The 19203-nt window shown below is 63.7% G+C and carries 19 protein-coding genes and 1 tRNA gene; 11 read left to right on the top strand and 9 right to left on the bottom strand.

Annotated features, from left to right (window positions below; translation table 11 throughout):
* The 4 genes from RBB42_RS26540 to RBB42_RS26525 all read left to right on the top strand — a co-directional run.
* Positions 1-1398 (top strand): Re/Si-specific NAD(P)(+) transhydrogenase subunit alpha (locus RBB42_RS26540; RefSeq protein ID WP_306043909.1); only part of this gene is annotated, 1398 nt, incomplete at its 5' end.
* A gap of 15 nt (positions 1399-1413) precedes the next feature.
* Positions 1414-2859, top strand: coding sequence for an NAD(P)(+) transhydrogenase (Re/Si-specific) subunit beta (locus RBB42_RS26535; RefSeq protein WP_305972385.1), 1446 nt, complete (start codon positions 1414-1416; stop codon positions 2857-2859).
* Between the two features lie 99 nt (positions 2860-2958).
* Positions 2959-3264: a hypothetical protein gene (locus RBB42_RS26530; protein ID WP_305972384.1), complete on the top strand. Its 306-nt coding sequence runs from the start codon at positions 2959-2961 to the stop codon at positions 3262-3264.
* Positions 3265-3405: 141 nt separating this feature from the next.
* Entirely contained in the window at positions 3406-4005 is a 600-nt protein-coding gene (locus RBB42_RS26525; protein ID WP_305972383.1) for a biotin transporter BioY, read from the top strand.
* A gap of 55 nt (positions 4006-4060) precedes the next feature.
* Here the strand turns inward: RBB42_RS26525 and RBB42_RS26520 are convergent, their stop codons facing one another.
* Positions 4061-5425, bottom strand: coding sequence for an NAD(P)/FAD-dependent oxidoreductase (locus tag RBB42_RS26520; RefSeq protein WP_371931756.1), 1365 nt, complete (start codon positions 5423-5425; stop codon positions 4061-4063).
* The gene (locus RBB42_RS26515) at positions 5368-6579 is read right to left on the bottom strand and encodes a bifunctional alpha/beta hydrolase/OsmC family protein (protein ID WP_305972381.1); all 1212 of its coding nucleotides are present in this window, start codon (positions 6577-6579) and stop codon (positions 5368-5370) included. The genes RBB42_RS26520 and RBB42_RS26515 overlap by 58 nt, the downstream gene beginning before the upstream one ends.
* Before the next feature lie 85 nt (positions 6580-6664).
* Here RBB42_RS26515 and RBB42_RS26510 point away from each other — a divergent pair, with 85 nt between their 5' ends.
* A complete protein-coding gene (locus tag RBB42_RS26510; protein ID WP_305972380.1) occupies positions 6665-7573 on the top strand; it encodes an endonuclease/exonuclease/phosphatase family protein in 909 nt (302 codons plus the stop codon).
* Positions 7563-8096: an NUDIX hydrolase gene (locus tag RBB42_RS26505; RefSeq protein ID WP_305972379.1), complete on the top strand. Its 534-nt coding sequence runs from the start codon at positions 7563-7565 to the stop codon at positions 8094-8096. Before RBB42_RS26510 ends, RBB42_RS26505 begins: the two co-directional genes overlap by 11 nt.
* A 4-nt stretch (positions 8097-8100) precedes the next feature.
* On the opposite strand, the gene dddP is transcribed toward RBB42_RS26505, so the two are convergent.
* Entirely contained in the window at positions 8101-9441 is a 1341-nt protein-coding gene (gene dddP, locus RBB42_RS26500; protein ID WP_305972378.1) for a dimethylsulfonioproprionate lyase DddP, read from the bottom strand.
* A gap of 159 nt (positions 9442-9600) precedes the next feature.
* Here dddP and RBB42_RS26495 point away from each other — a divergent pair, with 159 nt between their 5' ends.
* Positions 9601-10371: a heme-dependent oxidative N-demethylase family protein gene (locus RBB42_RS26495; protein ID WP_305972377.1), complete on the top strand. Its 771-nt coding sequence runs from the start codon at positions 9601-9603 to the stop codon at positions 10369-10371.
* Here the strand turns inward: RBB42_RS26495 and RBB42_RS26490 are convergent.
* The 4 genes from RBB42_RS26490 to RBB42_RS26475 all read right to left on the bottom strand — a co-directional run bounded on the left by RBB42_RS26490 (position 10322) and on the right by RBB42_RS26475 (position 13894).
* Positions 10322-10990, bottom strand: a complete 669-nt coding sequence (locus RBB42_RS26490) for a hypothetical protein (RefSeq protein ID WP_305972376.1) — start codon at positions 10988-10990, stop codon at positions 10322-10324. The genes RBB42_RS26495 and RBB42_RS26490 overlap by 50 nt on opposite strands.
* 119 nt (positions 10991-11109) lie before the next feature.
* The gene (locus RBB42_RS26485) at positions 11110-11916 is read right to left on the bottom strand and encodes a lytic murein transglycosylase (protein ID WP_305972375.1); all 807 of its coding nucleotides are present in this window, start codon (positions 11914-11916) and stop codon (positions 11110-11112) included.
* Between the two features lie 163 nt (positions 11917-12079).
* Entirely contained in the window at positions 12080-13483 is a 1404-nt protein-coding gene (gene glnA, locus RBB42_RS26480; protein ID WP_305972374.1) for a type I glutamate--ammonia ligase, read from the bottom strand.
* Positions 13484-13555: 72 nt separating this feature from the next.
* Positions 13556-13894, bottom strand: coding sequence for a P-II family nitrogen regulator (locus RBB42_RS26475; protein ID WP_305972373.1), 339 nt, complete (start codon positions 13892-13894; stop codon positions 13556-13558).
* Positions 13895-14063: 169 nt separating this feature from the next.
* Here RBB42_RS26475 and RBB42_RS26470 point away from each other — a divergent pair, with 169 nt between their 5' ends.
* On the top strand, positions 14064-15617 hold the full coding sequence (locus RBB42_RS26470) for an NAD(P)H-hydrate dehydratase (protein WP_306043908.1): 1554 nt from the start codon (positions 14064-14066) through the stop codon (positions 15615-15617).
* A 6-nt stretch (positions 15618-15623) separates the two neighbouring features.
* Here RBB42_RS26470 and RBB42_RS26465 read toward each other — a convergent pair whose 3' ends face one another.
* Positions 15624-16118, bottom strand: a complete 495-nt coding sequence (locus tag RBB42_RS26465) for a Hint domain-containing protein (protein WP_305972371.1) — start codon at positions 16116-16118, stop codon at positions 15624-15626.
* A 150-nt stretch (positions 16119-16268) separates the two neighbouring features.
* Between RBB42_RS26465 and RBB42_RS26460 the strand changes: the two genes are divergently transcribed.
* The 3 genes from RBB42_RS26460 to RBB42_RS26450 all read left to right on the top strand — a co-directional run bounded on the left by RBB42_RS26460 (position 16269) and on the right by RBB42_RS26450 (position 18824).
* Positions 16269-16353: transfer RNA gene (locus RBB42_RS26460), tRNA-Leu, on the top strand.
* Positions 16354-16748: 395 nt separating this feature from the next.
* Entirely contained in the window at positions 16749-17690 is a 942-nt protein-coding gene (locus RBB42_RS26455; RefSeq protein ID WP_305972370.1) for a helix-turn-helix domain-containing protein, read from the top strand.
* A gap of 204 nt (positions 17691-17894) precedes the next feature.
* Positions 17895-18824, top strand: coding sequence for a Hint domain-containing protein (locus RBB42_RS26450; RefSeq protein WP_305972369.1), 930 nt, complete (start codon positions 17895-17897; stop codon positions 18822-18824).
* A gap of 94 nt (positions 18825-18918) precedes the next feature.
* On the opposite strand, the gene RBB42_RS26445 is transcribed toward RBB42_RS26450, so the two are convergent.
* Positions 18919-19203, bottom strand: a 285-nt coding sequence (locus RBB42_RS26445) for a hypothetical protein (RefSeq protein ID WP_305972368.1), incomplete at its 5' end; no start/stop codon positions are given.

Here is a 19203-nt window from a genome sequence, read left to right as displayed (position 1 = left end):
GGCAGCGCTGCCGACCTCTGGGGCGAGGCGGATATCATTGCCAAGGTGCGTATTCCGACGCTGGACGAGCTGGAGTACCTGACATCGGAGAAGACGCTGATCACCTTCTTCAACCCGGGCGGCAACCAGGAAGGCCTGGACATCGCCAAGGAGAAGGGCGCCAACGTCATCGCGATGGAAATGGTGCCGCGGATCAGCCGCGCCCAGAAAATGGACGCGCTGTCCTCGATGGCCAATATCGCCGGCTACCGCGCCGTGATCGAGGCGTCGAACAACTTCGGCCGGTTCTTCACCGGGCAGATCACCGCCGCGGGCAAGGTGCCCCCGGCCAAGGTGCTGGTCGTGGGCGCCGGTGTTGCCGGCCTGGCCGCCATCGGCACCTCGACCGCGCTGGGTGCCGTCACATACGCCTTTGACGTGCGGCCCGAAGTGGCCGAGCAGGTCGAGTCGATGGGCGCCGAGTTCGTCTACCTCGATTTCGAGGAAGAACAGCAGGACGGCGCGGCGACCGGCGGCTACGCCTCGGTCTCCAGCCCCGAGTTCCGCGAGGCGCAGCTGGCCAAGTTCCGCGAACTGGCGCCCGAGGTGGACATCGTCATCACCACGGCGCTGATCCCCAACCGCGAGGCCCCCAAGCTGTGGCTCGAGGACATGGTCAAGGCCATGAAGCCGGGCTCGGTCATCGTTGACCTGGCCGCCGAGAAGGGCGGCAACGTCGAAGGCACCGTCAAGGACGAGAAGGTCGTCACAGACAACGGCGTGACCATCGTCGGCTACACGGACTTCCCCTCGCGCATGGCGACGCAGTCGTCGACGCTTTATGCTACCAACATCCGTCACATGATGACCGATCTGACGCCCGACAAGGACGGCAAGATCAATCACAACATGGACGACGACGTGATCCGTGGCGCGACCGTCACCTACCAGGGAGAGATCACCTTCCCGCCGCCGCCGCCCAAGGTGCAGGCGATCGCGGCCAAGAAGCAGGAAAAGCCCAAGGAACTGACGCCAGAGGAGAAGCGCGCGCAGGAAGTGGCGGCCTTCAAGGCGCAGACCAGGCAACAGGTCACCCTGCTGGGCGTGGGCGGTGTGCTGATGCTGCTGGTGGGTCTTGTCGCCCCGGCCAGCTTCCTGCAGCACTTCATCGTCTTCGTGCTGTCGGTCTTCATCGGCTTCCAGGTGATCTGGAACGTCAGCCATTCGCTGCACACCCCGCTGATGGCGGTCACGAACGCGATTTCGTCGATCATCATCCTTGGTGCGCTGATGCAGATCGGAACCAGCGGCACGCTTGTTCTCATCCTCGCCGCGGTCTCGGTCTTCTTTGCCGGGATCAACATCTTCGGCGGCTTCCTCGTGACCCGGCGCATGCTCGCCATGTTCCAGAAATCGTAAAGAGGACAAGGACTCATGGAATACGGATTTACCACGGCGGCCTATGTGGTCGCGGCTGTCCTCTTCATCCTGTCGCTGGGTGGCCTTTCGGGCCAGGAAAGCGCCAAGCGCGCGGTCTGGTACGGCATCGTCGGCATGGCGCTGGCGGTGTTTGCCACGCTGATCGGACCGGGCTCGGGTCTCTGGATCCTGTCGATCATCCTGATCGCCGCTGGCGGCGTGATCGGCTATTTCCTGGCCTCCAAGGTCGAAATGACCCAGATGCCGGAGCTGGTGGCCGGGATGCACGCGCTTGTCGGTCTTGCGGCCGTCTTTGTCGGCTATAACGCAGAACTGGTCATGAACACCGTTGCCGCGCTGCAGTCCGAAGGGACCACCGAGGCACTGGAGGCGCTCAAGGGCTTCTCGGCCAAGGTGGCGCACAAGACCCCGGCAGAGATCAACATCCTCAAGATCGAGGTTTTCCTGGGCGTCTTCATCGGTGCCGTGACCTTCACCGGTTCGGTCATCGCCTATGGCAAGCTCTCGGGCAAGGTGACCTCGGCGGCGAAAAAGCTTCCCGGCGGCCACATGCTGAACCTCGCCGCGGCCATCGGCTCGGTGATCCTGCTGGTGATCTACATGAGCACCGGCGGCGGCTGGACCCTGCTGCTGATGTCGGTTCTGGCCTTCTTCATCGGCTATCACCTGATCATGGGCATCGGCGGCGCCGACATGCCGGTCGTTGTCTCGATGCTCAACAGCTACTCGGGCTGGGCGGCGGCGGCCATCGGCTTCAGCCTTGGCAACGACCTGCTGATCGTGGTCGGTGCGCTGGTGGGCTCCTCGGGTGCGATCCTGTCCTACATCATGTGCAAGGCGATGAACCGGTCCTTTGTCAGCGTCATCCTCGGCGGCTTCGGCGGCAGCGCCGGCCCGGCGATGGAGGTCGAGGGCGAACAGGTTGCCATCGACGCCGACGGTGTGGCGCAGGCCCTCGAAGAGGCCGACAGCATCATCATCATCCCCGGCTACGGCATGGCGGTGGCACAGGCTCAACAGAACGTGGCCGAACTGACCCGCCGCCTGCGCGCCCAGGGCAAGGAGGTGCGCTTTGCCATCCACCCGGTGGCGGGCCGTCTGCCCGGGCACATGAACGTGCTCCTGGCCGAGGCAAAGGTGCCCTATGACATCGTGCTGGAGATGGACGAGATCAACGAGGACTTCCCGGACACGGATGTTGCGATCGTCATCGGCTCGAACGACATCGTGAACCCGGCGGCCCAGGAAGACCCGAACTCTCCCATCGCGGGGATGCCGGTGCTGGAATGCTGGAAGGCGAAACAGGTCTTTGTCTCCAAGCGGGGCCAGGGCACCGGTTACTCGGGCATCGAAAACCCGCTGTTCTTCAAGGAGAATACGCGGATGTACTACGGCGACGCGAAACAGTCGCTGGGCGAGTTGCTCAACCGCATCTCGTGACGGCATGGCGGGTTTCCGCCATTGCCACATATAACCAGGATCAATGGGGTCGCCGTTTCGGCGGCCCCATTTTAGTCTGGCGCGAAAAGAGGGGACACTATGGAACTGGCACTGCAGATCAATTCGGTGTTTCGCGTGGCTGGCTGGCAGATCGTCAAGCCTCTGGAGCCGCTGACGCCGGATCGCCTGCGCGAGGATCTCGCGCAGTATTCCAAGCGCGCGGTGGTTGTCGACCTTGGGTATTACTCCAGGAACGACACAGAGAACGGGGCGTTTCGGATCTATGCCGTGCGCGGTCAGGACTGGGAGCACCCCCTGGTCGATATCAAGGTGAGCGATGCGAACATGGCGCTGGACCTGCTGCGCCAGATGCCGGGTTTGCTGGGACGGCTCGGCCCGCTTTGAGCCGCGGCTTTGCAATCTGTCTTGGTGGTATTTGCAAATGGCAGGATTAGCAGGGTTTGCACATCTACTTAATGCTCCCTTGCGGCGGCGCAGCAAGTCGGGCAAAACATGAGTGAAATATTCATGACGAGGGGGAGCCCCATGAACCTGACGATGAACCGCAACGTCCTGGCCGAAGCCTTCGGCGCCAATGAGGGTGCTGCGCTGCGCCTCAAGCAGGTGGCGCTGGTGGTGCTGGGCATCGCTGTGCTCGCCGCCGCGGCCAAGATCAAGGTGCCGATGTGGCCCGTCCCGATCACGATGGGCACGTTTGCCGTGCTGACGGTCGGCGCCGCCTACGGTCCGCGCCTGGGTCTTGTGACGATCCTCGGCTACATGATCATCGGTGCGCTTGGCTTTGATGTCTTCGCGGGGTCCTCGGCCGAGGCATTCGGCATCGAATACATGATGGGTGGCACCGGCGGCTACCTCGTCGGCTACGTTCTGGCGACCGTTGCGCTGGGTGTCCTTGCCCGCGCAGGCTGGGACCGTTCGGCGCCCAAGATGGCCGGCGCCATGCTGCTGGGCAACGTGATCATCTACGTTCCGGGCCTGATCTGGCTGGGCATGCTCTACGGCTGGGACAAGCCGATCCTGGAATGGGGCCTGACGCCCTTCCTCGTCGGTGACGCGATCAAGCTGGCACTGGCCGCCGTGATCCTGCCTCTGGCATGGAAACTGGTGGGCCGCGCGCGCGGCTGACCCCGCCAGCCCTGAGAAACCGAAAGGCCGGGCCTTGTGCCCGGCCTTTTGCGTTTCAGCCCCTGCGGTCGGCGGCGAAGGCCGAGAGATCGGCGTTCACCGGTTCGCTTGCCATCATCTGCGCCAGCCAGTGCCCGGTGCGGGGACCGCCAGTCAGGCCGATGTGCTGGTGCCCGTAGCCAAGATAGACATTGGCCAGCCGGGGGCTGGGTCCGATCACGGGAAGGGAATCCGAGGTGGCGGGCCTGTGTCCCATCCATTCGCTGGTGTGGCTGTAGGTCAGATCGGGAAAGATGCGCGCCACGCTGCGCCGCACCAGGTCGAAGGGCGCGCGCGAGGCCGGGGCTTTCAAGCCGCCGAACTCCACGATACCCGCCGCCCGCAGGCGCCCACGCATCGACGTGGCGACGAATTTGCCCGAGGTCACCATGACCGGCGCACGCAATTCGATGTTGGGGGCGTGGAACTCGACGTGATAGCCGCGTTCGCTTTCCAGGGGCACGGTGACGCCAAGCGCGCGGGCAATCCCGCCGGACCAGGCGCCAAGGGTCACTGCAAAGCCCTCTGCCGCGATCTCGCCCCTGTTGGTCAGTGCGGCCACGGCGCACCCGTTTTCCTCGCGAAAGCCTGTCACGCTTGCCTGTACGATCTGGCCGCCGCCCGCCTCGAAGGCCGCCGCCAGGGCGCGGACATAGGGGCCGGGATCTGTGATCGTGCCGTGCTGCGGGTTGTCGACTCCATAGCCAAAGCGCCCTTCCAGTGCCGGATCGAAGGCTGCCATGTCCTCGGGAGTCATCTCGCGCACCGTGTAGCCGTTGCGCCGCCTTAGCTCCCAGCCATAGGCATCCGCCTCGAACGCCTGCTTGCTGGCATAGCCGTGCAGGTAGCTGCCGGGCCGGATGAAGTGCGCGGCTTCCGTTCCTTCAGCCAGGGCCTGATGCTGGTCCGCGCTGTCCTGCAGCAGCAGGGTCAGCGCGCGGGTGATCTGCTCGACCTTGGCCTGCCGTGCGTGTCCCATGTAGCGCAACAGGAAGGGGACGAGGCGCGGCAGGTAGCCCCATTTCAGGAACAGCGGCTGGCGCGGGTCGAACAACATGCCAGGGGCCTTCCAGATCAGGCCGGGAACGGGCAGTGGCACCACGGCACCCGCCGCGATGATGCCCGCGTTGCCCGTCGAGGCACCGGCCGCGGGGCCTTCGCGGTCGACCAGCGTGACCTCGCATCCCATGCGTTGCAACCAGAGCGCGGTAGAGACCCCGACCATGCCTGCGCCGATCACGGCCACCTGACGATATGCCTTCATGCTGTCCCCCTGTTGCGGCGCGACAGTGGCGCGGATCGGGGACCGGAGGCAAGGGGGCTTCAGGCCAGTTCGGTCTCGATATCGGCCCCCTTTTCCAGCGTCTTGTGCACCGGGCACTTGTCCGCGATTTCCAGCAGCCGGGCGCGTTGGTCGGCAGTCAGGTCGCCTTCCAGTTTGATCCGGCGGACAAAGTGGTCCACGCGTGTCGTCGCGCTTGCCCCCGCGTCCTGGGCGTGCACCTTGTCGTGGGTCACGTCCACGCTGATCCCGGTCAGCGGCCACCCCTTGCGCCGGGCATACATGCGGATGGTCATCGAGGTGCAGGCGCCCAGCCCCGCCGAGAGGAATCCATAGGGCGACATGCCCCGGTTGCTGCCGCCATAGGCTTCGGGCTCATCCGCCAGTGCGTGATGATGCGGACCGTTCTGGATGTCCTGCAAAAAACCATCGGCCGCGGTTTCCGTCACGCGCACCACCCCCTCAGGCGCGCCGATCGGCGGCGCGGGGGCCGGCAGGTCGAGGTAGCGATCGGCCCAGGCCGCGATCACCTCGGCGACGTATTCCGCGTCCTTCGGGGCAGAGACGAGGTGATCGGCATCATCCAGCGTGACAAAGCTCTTGGGATGTTTCGCGGCGGTGAAGATCCGCGTGGCGTTGGAGATATCGACCACGGCGTCCCGCGGCGCATGCAGCACCAACAGCGCCTTTTTCAGCGATCCGATGACCGGTTCCAGTTCCTGTGCCTTCACGTCCCGCACGAAGTCTCGCCCGATGGTGACGGGCCGCCCGCCCAAGTCCACCTGTGCCTGGCCTTCTTCCTCGATCCGGTCCAGCGCATCGGCAAAGTTGTGCGTGACGTGATCGGGGTCGAAGGGCGCACCGATGGTCGCCACGGCCTTGGCCGAGGCGATGTCGGGCGCTGCCCGCAGGACCGCAGCACCGCCAAGGGAATGGCCGATCAGCAGGCTGGGCGCCATGTCGCGACCCTGCAGGTATTCGGCGGCGGCTTTCAGGTCGCCCACGTTGCTGTGAAAGGTGGTATTGGCAAACTCGCCGCAGGAATGGCCCAGTCCGGTGAAATCGAAGCGCAGCACAGCGATCCCCATCGCGGAAAGCCGCTGAGCGATGCGCCGTGCCGCGGCGATGTCCTTGCCGCAGGTAAAGCAATGGGCGAAGAGGGCAGTGGCGAGCGGCGTTTCCTCGGGCAGGTCCAGCCGTGCGGCCAGCCTGTCGCCGGCATGACCGGGGAATGTGATGCGTTCGGTGGGCATTGGGGCGTCCTGACGTTTCGTGGTTGGGTCAGAGAATGGGGCGGGCCGGGGCGGCTCACAAGCTAACTGTCAGGAGCGTCACGGCATGGTGAGTTTGATGCGCGCGCTGGTGAGCATTGTTGCAGGGGTTTTGGTGCTGGTCGCGCTGGCCAGCTGGGGCGGCGCGCTGCACCCGGCGGGAGACTCGCTGGCGGTGGCGCGGCTGCCGTTGGTGGCGCTGGCGGCTTTGGTGGTGATCTGGACCGGATGGCCGCGCTGGGTGCGCTGGGGGCTGGCCGGTCTGGCGCTGGTGGTGCTGGGGCAGGCGGTCGTCATGAAGCTGGCAGCGCCGACACCGGGCGGATTTGCGGTCTACCAGAAGAACCTGCTGTACCGAAATGCGCAGATCCCCGAACTGGCGGCGGACATGCTGGCCCAGGCCCCGGACGCCATCACCCTGCAGGAGCTGACCAGCCGCAACGGCGACATCCTGGACCGGCTTGCGCCATCCTATCCCCATAGCACCACCTGTCCTTTCTACAGCTGGAGCCGCAATGCCGTGCTGTCGCGTCATCCGGTGCTGCCGGGCGGGACACTATGCCTGCCGGGGCAGGGGGTGGCGGGATTGCACCTCGACACACCGCAGGGACCGGTCTGGGTGCTGTCGGTGCACCTGCGTTGGCCGTGGCCGCATCCTCAGGCGCCGCAGTCAGAAGTGCTGGAAGGGGTTCTTGCCGGGCTGGAGGGGCCCGTCGTCCTGTCCGGCGATTTCAACATGATGCCCTGGGGCAATTCGGTGCGGCGCCTGACAGGGGCGGCGGGCGTGCAGCGTGCCGGGCCATTGCAACCGACCTACTGGCTGGCACCGCATGGCTGGCCCGCCGGGCAGGCGCTGCCTGTTCCGCTGCCGCTGGACCAGGTCTGGGCGCCCGGCGGCGGTCGGATGGAGACGCGGCCGCTCTGGGGATCGGATCATGCCGGGGTTCTGGCAAGGGTGCACCTGGATGCGGATTGACGGTATCGGGCGTTTCGTGCCGCGTGATGCACGGGACCGGGCGGAATGGGACCGGTTGGGGGCCTTTTGTGCACAGTGGGGGCTGGCAGCCTTCTCCCGCGATCCACTCATCGGCGGCCATGTCACCGGCTCTGCCTTTGTACTGTCACCGGACAGGCAGTCCGTTCTGCTGACCCATCACGCCAAGCTGGATCGCTGGTTGCAGCTGGGCGGCCATTGCGACGGCATCGCGGACGTGCGCTTTGTGGCCTTGAAAGAGGCCTACGAGGAATCGGGGCTGGCGCGGATTTCGTTTCTGTCGCCGGACGTTTTCGACATTGATATCCACCAGATCCCGGCACGCGGGACGGACCCGGCGCATCTGCACTATGACGTCCGTTTCCTGATGCAGGCCGAGGCGGGCGACCTCAACGCCTCGGCAGAGTCGAAGGCGCTGGCATGGGTACCGCTGGAACAGGTGCAGGACTACACGCAGGCAGAGTCGGTCCTGCGCATGGCACGGCGGGTGAAGGCGGAGGTGTGAGAGCCTAGGTTCCCATCAGCATCGGGTCGAAAGGATAGGTAATCAGGTTCTCGTAGCCATCCTCGGTGATGAGCACCTGCTCTTCCAGCTTGATCGAGAAATCGCCGCCGTCGGGCGACACCAACACCTCGACACACAGCGTCATGCCCGGCTCCAGCTCGTAGTCAAAGGCACCTTCGACCATATGATCAGGGTAGGCCACCAGGGGCCATTCATCGCAAAGACCCACACCGTGCATGAGGCAGCCGTATTTCAGCCGCTGGAACTCGGGCCGCAGGACATGGGTGTTGCGGGACAGATCCTGGATGTTCACCCCGGGGCGCAGCATTTCCATGTTGGTCATGACATGTTCATGCCCGTGTCGCATGGCGTCGATCATGTCTGGCCGGGGCGCCCGATCTCCCACCCACCAGGTGCGCGAGATGTCGACGCAGATGCCGTAGCTGCCGACAAGATCCGTATCGAAGGCGACGATCTCATTGTTCTGGACGATTCGCGGACCGCATTCCTGGAACCAGGGGTTCGTGCGTGGGCCGGAGGTCAGCAACCGCGTCTCGATCCATTCGCCGCCGCGACGGATGTTCTCGGCGTGGAGGACGGCCCAGATATCGTTCTCCGACACACCGCCCAGGGGGACATTGGCGCGGGCAAATCGTTCCATTTCAAGCATCGCGGCCTCGCAGGCGTTGATGGCGCAGCGCATGGCCCTGATCTCGTCCGGACCCTTCACGGACCGGGCCTTTTCGGTGACTTCCTCACCGGGGAAGACGGTCAGGCCCTGCGCCTCGAGCGCGCGCAGCCCGTGGATCATGGGTTTGTCCACCGCCAGCCGCGTGTTGCCGGGGGCGTGCTGCGCCAGCAGGTCCGCCACCTCGGCGGCAAACCGGTCAGCCGCCACGTCCAGCCCATCGCCGCGGTCGAAATAGAACAGGTCCGCGCCCGAGCGCGCCTCGCGCACCAGCGGGTTGAACGAGGACAGGAAAGGCGCGTTCTTGTAGTCCCAGATCACCATGTAGCCGTCGGCGCAGACCAGCACGGCCCGGAACGGGTTGTGGGTGTTCCAAAGCTGCATGTTGGTGCTGTCGGTCGCGTAGCGAATGTTGAGCGGGTCGAAGACCAGCAACCCGGCAAGGTCCCGCGCCACGACGTGATCTGTCAGCCGCTGCCAACGATAGCGCCGCATTTCCTGCAGGTCGGGCAGTTCAAGCCCCGCGGCGGCCCACTCGGCCAGTGCCAAGCGTGTGGGGCCGATCTCGATCCGGTCCATGTCGTTGGGGGTGTTGTCGCCGGTCACGGCGCCGCGTGTCGGGTCTATCTTGCGGGTATCGCGGAAATGGGTGTTCATGGCGTCTTCCGAAGGCTGGTTCCGTCAGCCTGCCGGGGCGTCCCGGGGCTGGCGCGCGGAATTACGACCGTACAGGGGGTCGTTTTTTGACCGTATTCTTTCCGGTGACGTAGTGGCCGGCGGCTGGTGAAGGTCGCGTGACGGGCATAGCCTGCGCTCATGATCCTGCAAGACCGAATCCCCTATGATGTCACCGCACCGCGCCCCTTGCCGGGAATTGCCCCTCTGGATCCTGCGGACTGGCTGATCGTGGACGAAGCCTATGCCGCGCAGATGGCAGAGCGTCGTCGCCTGCTGACCGAGCGCCGGGACGAGGTGCTGGCCCTGTTCGCCGCTGCCGTTCCTGCGGCGGACGAGCTCATGGAAACGGTTCTTGCGGCGCTGCCTGACTTGTTTTTGCGGGGCGACAACAGTGTTCTGTGCCCCGACGGCGCGCGTGTTTCGCTGGACGGGGCGGATCCGCTGGGAACACTGGGGCGGATCGTGCAGGAAGACCTGTGCCTGATGGAAAAGCATGGCGATCAGCATGTGCTGACTGGCGCTGTGCTTTGTTTTCCCGCCAGTTGGCGGCTGGACGAGAAATTCATGCGTCCGATGACGGCGATCCACGCGCCGGTGGACAGTTTCGATGACAACATCGCGCGCCGGGTACAGCGACTGTTCGACGGGGTGCAGGCCGGGCGTCCGCTGTGGCGGTTCAATGCCCTGCGCTACGCCGAGCCAGAACTTTTCCATCCGCGCTCGATGCACAACCCGCGTGTACCGGTCGAACCCGCCACCGCGCCTTTCTGGCGGTCAGAGCGGCAGTGCATCCTGCGCCTGCCGAAGACCCGCGCGGTGGTCTTCTCGATTCACACCTACCTTGTGCGCAGCGAGGACGTCACTGCAGCAACTGCCGGAGGAAATAGTCCATCTGGCCGGTCGTGCTGAGCACGGCGATCAGGCTGGTCACGGCGATCATCTGGCTGGCGCGTCGCAGACCGAACCAGGAATGGCGCCGTTTCATCGTGGTCTCCGCCACCACGGCGGGCAGGTTTGGGATTTCCGCGGATTTTGAACTTTCGGGGTAGAGCGAGCCGCAGATACCCTGTGCGGCTGCGGCGCTTTCGAACAGCGCATCCTCGATCTCCGTGTCGACCCGGCCGATGCGACGGGGCGAGACGAAGTTGCGCAGCCGGATGAAATCCTCGCGGTCGATGAGCGTCTCGGGCGAGAACCATTCCAGGATGTCCGCCGAAGAATGATTCATCGCGGCCCGTACCGTGTCGGACAGCAGGCGCGCGGCGTCGGTTTCGTCGGGCGGGGTCCCATCCGCGGTCACCACCTGCAGAACCACTTTCGGTCCGTAATCGCTTTGCTCTTCGGGGAGAACGGCAATGCCCAGGTGCTGCCCCATGACGAGTCCCGGTTTTCGCCTGGTCGGAGCCTTGGCGTCCGGACGCGGATCAAGACGAGCCAGTACCTTTGCGGCACTGTCGAGATAGGGGCCGGGGTGCAGATCCCGCGTGTCCGGCAGGATCATCCCCGCGTAGGGGTGTTCGAAGGTCATTCTGCTCTCCTGTCACGGCGTGGTGGCCGCTACAGGAAAGGTTGACCCCGAAAAATGTTAACAATCGGGCGATTCGGGGAAATTTACGCGGTTCCGGGCGCCTTGTTTCCCGATCGGTCTCAGCGACCGATCCTTTCGGCGGCTGCGGCGATGGCCTGTTGATAGACGGTGGCGGCGTTCCATTCGTTCAGCACTCGGAAGTTATGCGTTCCGGGGCCGAAGGGCTGGCCGCGCTTCCAGCCCTTCTGGCGGAGGAAATTGGCGGTCGAGGCCAGCGCGTCGGCCTGGTTGTAGAAATCGACACGCCCGTCGCCATTGGCATCGACACCATAGCGCATGGCGTTGCCGGGCAGGAACTGGGTGTGGCCCAGCTCTCCGTGAAAGGCGCCTTTCTGGCCGGGCGAGAGCATGCCACGATCCACCATTTTCAGCGCGGCAATGGCATGGGGCCGAAACAGTTGCGGGCGGCGACAGTCATAGGCAACCGTCAGGATCGAGTTGATGACAGGTTCGCTCCCCATCGTGCGGCCATAGCCCGTTTCCATGCCATGAATGGCGACGACGATGCCTGCCGGCACACCAAAGTGCTTTTCGAGGCTGTCGTAGAAGGCCTTGTTCTGGTTGATGCGCTTGCGGGCGCCATTGGCGAAACTGTCGAGCGAGCCGAGGCGGATCTGCACGAATCGTTCGAAACTGTATTTCACGCCTTTCTGGTTGCGGTCCGCATTGATCGTCTTGGTCGAATACCGCGCTTTCATGAGGGCGTCGATGCCGCGATCGCCCACGCCGGCGCGGCGCGCCTCGGCCGCGAATTCACCCTTCCAGGCGTCGAAGCCCGAAGCGGTGTCGCCGCAACCCGCGGCAAATGCGGGGACAGCGGTCAGAATGGCAAGGGCAAGGGCAAGGGCAGGGGCGAGGCGGCGCATGGCAGGGCTCCGGTTCGGACAGGTTCTCCGGAAGGTTAGCCGCGTCACGAGGGGGCGCCAAGGGGGAAGGTCGCAGGATGGCGGGTGCCCGCTGCGGAGCAGGGGATCAAAAACGAAAACGGGCGCCACCGGGGCGCCCATTCCGTAGTAGATCGTGCGGCGATCAGCAGCTGTAGTACATGCCGAACTCGACCGGGTGCGGCGTGTGCTCGAACAGTTCGATCTCTTCCATCTTCAGTTCGATGTAGCCTTCGATCTGGTCCTTGGTGAAGACGTCGCCGGCGAGCAGGAACTCGTGGTCGGCCTTCAGGCAGTCGATGGCCTCGCGCAGCGAGCCGCAGACGGTGGGGATGCCTTCCAGCTCTTCGGCCGGCAGGTCATAGAGGTTCTTGTCCATCGCCTCGCCCGGGTCGATCTTGTTGTTGATGCCGTCCAGGCCGGCCATCAGCAGCGCCGCGAAGCACAGGTAGGGGTTCGCGGACGGATCGGGGAAACGGGCCTCGACGCGCTTGGCCTTGGGGCTTTCGGTCCACGGAATACGCACGCAGCCGGAACGGTTGCGGGCCGAGTAGGCGCGCAGAACCGGGGCTTCGAAGCCGGGGATCAGGCGCTTGTACGAGTTGGTGGACGGGTTGGTGAAGGCATTCAGCGTCTTGGCGTGCTTGAGGATGCCGCCGATGAAGTACAGTGCCTCTTGGCTCAGGTCCGCATACTTGTCACCCGCGAACAGCGGCTTGCCGTCCTTCCAGATCGACATGTTGCAGTGCATGCCGGTGCCGTTGTCGCCGTAGATCGGCTTGGGCATGAAGGTGGCGGACTTGCCGTAGGCATGTGCCACGTTGTGGATGATGTACTTGTACTTCTGCAGCTCGTCTGCCTGCTTGGTCAGCGAGCCGAAGATCAGGCCCAGCTCGTGCTGGCACGACGCCACTTCGTGGTGGTGCTTGTCGACCTTCATGCCGATGCGCTTCATGGTCGAGAGCATTTCCGAGCGCAGGTCCTGCGCGTCGTCGGTCGGGTTGACCGGGAAATAGCCGCCCTTGACGCCGGGACGATGGCCCATGTTGCCGGTCTCGTACTCGGTGTCGGTGTTCCACGATGCGTCGACCGCGTCGACCTCGTAGGAGACCTTGTTGATCTTGTTCGAGAAACGCACGTCGTCGAAAAGGAAGAACTCGGCTTCCGGACCCCAGTAGGAGATGTCGCCGATGCCCGAGGACTTCAGGTAGGCTTCTGCCTTCTCGGCGGTGCCGCGCGGGTCACGCTCGTAGGGTTCGCCGGTGTCGGGTTCGACGACCGAGCAATGCAGGCAGAGCGTCTTTTCGGCGTAGAACGGGTCGATGTAGGCGCTTTCGAGGTCGGGCATGAGTTTCATGTCCGATGCTTCGATCGATTTCCAGCCGGCGATCGAGGAGCCGTCAAACATGAAGCCTTCTTCGAGGAAATCCTCATCGACCTCATCTGCGATCACCGTGACGTGCTGCAGCTTGCCGCGCGGATCGGTGAACCGGATGTCGACGTAGGCGACGTCCTCTGCCTTCATCATGTCGAGAACAGCGTTGCTCATAACTGTTGAGTCCCTTTCTGTCATACTGTTGGGATGCCTGCGGCCCAGCGGTACCGCGGTCAATTTTCTGAATTACAGCGCGTCCGAGCCGGTTTCGCCGGTACGGATTCGGATGGCCTGTTCGACCTGGCTGACAAAGATCTTGCCGTCGCCGATCTTGTCGGTCTTGGCGGCCTCGACGATGGCCTCGATGGCGGCATCGACCTGGTCGTCGTCAAGAACGATCTCGATCTTCACCTTGGGCAGGAAGTCGACGACGTATTCCGCGCCACGGTAGAGCTCGGTATGGCCTTTCTGGCGGCCAAAGCCCTTCACCTCGACGACGGACAGACCCTGGATGCCCGCTTCTTGCAGCGCCTCCTTCACCTCATCAAGCTTGAATGGCTTGATGATCGCTTCGATCTTTTTCATGAGACCTCGCTCTCCCTTGCGCTATTCGTGGACTTGGCAGATCACTTCTGGATGATCGCCACAATCCGATAGGCCTTGTGAGAGGCAGAAGCGAAGAGTGAATTTTTGGGCGCGGTCAAGTTTTGTGCGATATGCGCAAAAAACGTGCAGAAATGAATCGCGAGGCAAAATGACAGAGCTTCTGACCGCGGAACAGATGCGCAAAATCGAGCAGGCGGCAATCGACAATGGTGCCGTGACGGGCTTGGAGTTGATGGAGCGCGCAGGTGCCGGGGTGGTCGAGGCGATTGTTGAGGAATGGCCGGACCTGGGGCAGGGGGCGCATCGGGCAATCGTTCTGTGCGGTCCGGGAAACAATGGCGGCGACGGGTTCGTCATCGCGCGGCTGTTGCACGGTCGTGGGTGGGACGTGGAGGTGTTTCTTTACGGCAATGCCGACAGATTGCCGCCGGATGCAAAGGCGAATTGCGCGCGGTGGGGCAAGTTGGGCGCCGTTTCACCCTGGGATGCGTTTCGCGTCGAGGAAACCGCCGCGGATCTGGTCATCGACGCGGTATTCGGAACCGGCCTTACGCGGCCCGTGCCCGACGAGGTCGGGCGAGAATTAGTCAAGGCTGCGGCCAAGGACAAATCCAAGGCCAGGGTTGTGGCCGTGGACATGCCCTCGGGGCTTTGTGCGGACAGCGGCAAAGTCGTCGGCGGCGGTGACGGGGCTTTCAGCGACCTCGTGGTGTCGTTCCACTCTGCAAAGATCGGTCATTATCTGAACGGTTCGTACCAGCGCTGCAAATCCTTGGTCGTCAAGGATATCGGGTTGGACCACGTGCCTGATGAAAGCCAGGTGCATCTCGTGGACATGGGGAGGCACTCGCATGGCGACGTCTCGGCGCTTTCGAAGCGAATGGTTGACCACAAGTATTCCCACGGCCATGCGCTCATTCTCTCCGGCGGCTTTGGCAAGACCGGCGCGGCGCGACTGGCCGCACGCGGTGCCCTTCGGGTCGGGTCCGGACTGGTGACCTTGGGCGTGCCGGGTGCGGCGCAGATGGAGGTGGCAAGCCAGATCACCGCGCTGATGCTGGCGCGGGTCGAGGACGGCGATGGATTGGCGGAGGTTCTGGAGGACAAGCGCCTCAACGCGTTGTGTCTAGGCCCCGGCATGGGGGCAGAGCGGGCGCGCGACCTCGTGCCTGTGGCGTTGACCGCAAGGCACAGACCGCGCGTGGTGCTCGATGCCGATGCGTTGACCGCTTACGCGGATGCTCCAGAGGCGCTTTTCGAAATGCTGCACGCGGATTGCGTGCTGACGCCGCATGGCGGGGAGTTCGCGCGGCTCTTTCCGGACATCGCGAATGAGTTGAACAAGAAACCGAGCCGCGGACCGGCGTTTTCCAAGGTGGACGCCACACGGAAAGCCGCCGGGAGGGCGGGCTGCGTGGTGCTGTTCAAGGGGCCCGACACGGTGATCGCCGATCCGGGTGGCGCATGTTCGGTCAATGCTGCGATCTACGACAGGGAGGCGCCCGGGCTTGCGACCGCAGGAACAGGCGACGTCCTTGCCGGTTTCATTTCCGGGTTGCTGGCCCGTGGCATGTCGGCAATGCAGGCTGCAGAGACCGCTGCCTGGCTCCATGTCGAGGCCGCGCGCAGTTTCGGCCCCGGCCTGATCGCCGAGGACCTTCCCGAAGAGTTGCCAAGGGTGTTCCGGGCGCTCGGGCTCTGACGCCTGTCAGGCGGTCACGCGGGTTGTGGCAGATGCCAGTTCCAACCCGTCCGCGTAAAGGATGTGCGGTGCGTCAAAGGAGAGTTCGACCAGTTGCATGTCGATTTCGCCCGCGCTCCGGATGAACCGTCCGTCGATCAACCGCGCCAGCGGCACCAGTGCCCGCTCCTTGCCAAACAGAGCCTTGGCCCGCCAATCACGCAAAAGAACCTCTTGCGCGGCGGGCAGGACCAGCGTCAGGTCGGGCCGCATATGGCCGACGCTGCCCGGGGCCACGAAAACTGCGGGCAGCCGCCGGCGCAAAGGCCGTAGGGCTGCAAGCCGCGCTGTTCCGCTGTCCCTCGTGATGATCCGGTCACCCGAACCAAGATACTCCACCGGCAGCGCGCCTTCGAGCGTCAGAACGATCGTACCGAGTGGAAGCGCATTGCAAGCGGGACCTGCGCAAGGTTGGCGCAGGGATCCCGCGCCGCTGCCGCGCCCGACCATGTCATGGGCCATCGTCACTTTTTCCTGTATGTTGCTGCCGGTCTTTTCTTGTTTTGCGGCAGGATAAGCCAAGATCCGGTTTACGTCGCCGTCAATGCATAGGCTTTCACAGGAATTTTCCGCTCGCCTCGGTCACGGCGCTTTGCTATTCACCGCGTCGTTGCGGGTGTGGCGAAATTGGTAGACGCACCAGATTTAGGTTCTGGCGGAGCAATCCGTGGGGGTTCAAGTCCCTCCACCCGCACCACTCTCCCTTGAGAACCTGGCCTTTACTTGGGTGCAACTGAGCCAAGGTTGCATCGAGCCGCGCCGGCGGCCGGGGTTCTTGCCAAGATTGGGGCGGCGCTTGTGCCGATCCCGGTTGTAGACCTTAGCCAGCGACGGCGGGCCGGTGTCGTCGAGAGTGCGCGCATGGGGCTTGAGGGGTGGGCGACCAAACGGACCAAATCCGGGTCGCTTCCTGTACTGGTCGCGATCATCCCTCTGCGCAGGTCCGACTTGCGGTTTCGGGCGGGTGTGGCTGGGGTGTGCGCAAATGGCGGGTGCGGTTTGCGCCTCACGAATCCCTGGGGACTTTTCCTAGGTTTGAAAACGCGTTAGCCCTGTTCTCAGTGTGGGTGCCGGCAGAGCGGGATCGAATTCATGAGTACCGGGCGGGTATCGCCGATCGAACTGCACCTTGGAAACGGCGAGGCCAGTGACGCCGTTCGGCGGCAATCCGGCACCGTCGAGATGTCCTGGCAAAGAAACCCCGGCACGGACGGAAGTGGCGTCAGCTGGAGTCTGTCGCAGTTCCGGACCTCCGGGCCGGACAGTGTCGAGGTGACAAGTTCTCGCGATGGAGACTTCGTGTTCACACAGGTCGTTCTCAAGGGCGGTTTTGAAGCAGAGCTTGCCTGCGGGCGGCGCTACCAAGACTCCGCGCCCGGGTTGATCCGGCCCAGTGTCTCAGGGGCGCTTTATCGTTTCGGCGCGGCCGACAATGCGATTTTCGGCGCGCTCGCCTCGTTGGAGGCGGTAATGGACTGGTTCGGCGGACCGGTGCCCAAAGGGGTCCGACCTCTGATCGAGGGCGGAAGCAACACCTACCACCGCGCCCGGGCGCTGCCCTTGCACCTGCGCCAGGCATTGATGACAGCCCTGTCGAACACCTCGCCGCTGGGGCACCGCATGGTAAGTGCGGCGGCCCAGCAGATTCTGGGGTTCCACCTGCAAAGCCTTTGCGAGGATGGCGTGCCGAACGTGACGCCCCTGGCCGGAAGTCTTGCGCGCGATGCGCATGCACTCTTGCAGGAATGTCCGCAGAGACCGCCGTCACTTGCCGAAATTGCCAGCCAGTTCGGTGTCTCGCCACGCCGCTTGGATCGGGCGTATCAGGCCGAGTTCGGCACCAGTTTCAACCGGTCCATGCAGCAGGTCCGCTTCGACGCGATCTGTGCCGCCCTTCAGCAGGGCATGCCGATCAAGGTGGTGGCGCACAGCTTCGGGTATTCAAGCGTCAGCAATTTTTCATCGGCCTTTCGCCGCCGGACGGGATTGCCGCCGCGCAGATGGCTCGAACGGCAGGCGGCCTTTCGGCGCTGATCCTTCGGATACCCGGAGCGACGGGTCATTCGTCAACAATCTCTACCGAAAATCAACAAAGATGGAGGTGGGGCAGCGGTTCGGCCATTCGTAGGGTCCGGCATGCGGACATCTTCCGCGCCGGGCGCGCTTTCGCATCAGCCCCCCGTTGTCGGAAGATCGCGCCCGGTCAATCACAATCATAGCAGTGGAGATCGAGACCCCATGCCGACATCTTACACATTCGGAAGTTCCATCGGCTCGGACGGGATTGGCACGACCTGGCAGGACGATGAAGGAACCATCACCGCCATCGTGGATGATGGCAACATTCTGCCCGGTGACGAGGTCGCCATCGCCGGTTTCGACGTCAATACGATGTCTTTCGGTGGCGTGTCCGGTGGAACGGGGTTCTATCTGGGGAGCGGGATGTTCAACGGAACCAAGGGATATGTCTTTGGCAGTGCCGATACCGTCGCGGGAAATTCCGAGTTCTTTGTTGTCTTCGATGCCCCCGATGGCGCCCAGTTCGGTACCGCTATCGGGGTCAGCAATTATGCCGACCAGCCGTCCTCGCAGGTCCTGGGAAGCGATGCAGCGTGCTTTGGTTCTGGCACGCTGATCGCCACGCCGGATGGCGAGCGTCGGGTAGAGGCCTTGCAAATAGGGGATCTCGTCAAGACGGCAGACGGACGGGACGTGCCGGTCCGGTGGATTGGCCGCCAGACTGTGCACAAGGCCTTTGCCACGTCCCGCGTCCAGCCTGTGAGAATCGCGGCGGGGGCTTTTGGGGGCAGGGTCCCTTTCAGCGATCTGGTGCTGACCTCCGATCATGCGGTCATCCTCGACGGGGTGGCGATCAATGCCGGCGCGCTGGTGAACGGGAGCAGCATCCAGGTCGTGCCGATGAACCAACAGCCAGATCTGATCACATACTACCATGTCGAAACGGACCACCATGATGTCATCATGGCAAACGGGGTGCCTGCCGAAACCTACGTGGACTTTGTCCGTCGCCGGGCCTTCGACAACTACGATGACTACGTGGCTCTTTATGGCAAAGAGCGCAGCATCCCCGAGATGCCTATGCCGCGCGCCTCGTCGGCACGCATGATCCCCGCCGAACTGCGCAGTGGATTGCAACTCGACGTGTAGGCCCAACTGCTATGTCTGCGTTTTCAGGTGTTCCGGCCTCTTGTGAACAGGGAAAGGGCAGGGGGCGGCAAGCCATGAAGTGGCCCGGCGCCCCTCACTGCCATGATGGGCTTGTGCCGGATTGGGGGGGCGCCAAGGAGAGTGCATGCTTTGAATCACCTGGGAGGCTATCCAGATCCGGACTCAGCGCCTTTTCTGCGGTCATCCGGCGTTCTTGATCCGAGGTTTGTTGCTGGGTTCTGGAGAAAAAAATATATATAACAGCATCTTGTGAGAAATTTTGGATTTTTTGGCGATCTTGCCAAAAAACTGCTTGCGGGTTTGGATTGGTAACCGTAAAAGCCCCTTCACCGGCGGCGCTGAGGCGCACGACGGGACG

Origin of the sequence: Mameliella sp. MMSF_3455 (genome assembly GCF_030733205.1) — a bacterium.
Lineage (GTDB): Bacteria > Pseudomonadota > Alphaproteobacteria > Rhodobacterales > Rhodobacteraceae > Antarctobacter.
The sequence above is the reverse complement of the archived record's forward strand: the minus strand, read 5'-3'. Positions and strand labels throughout refer to the sequence as shown.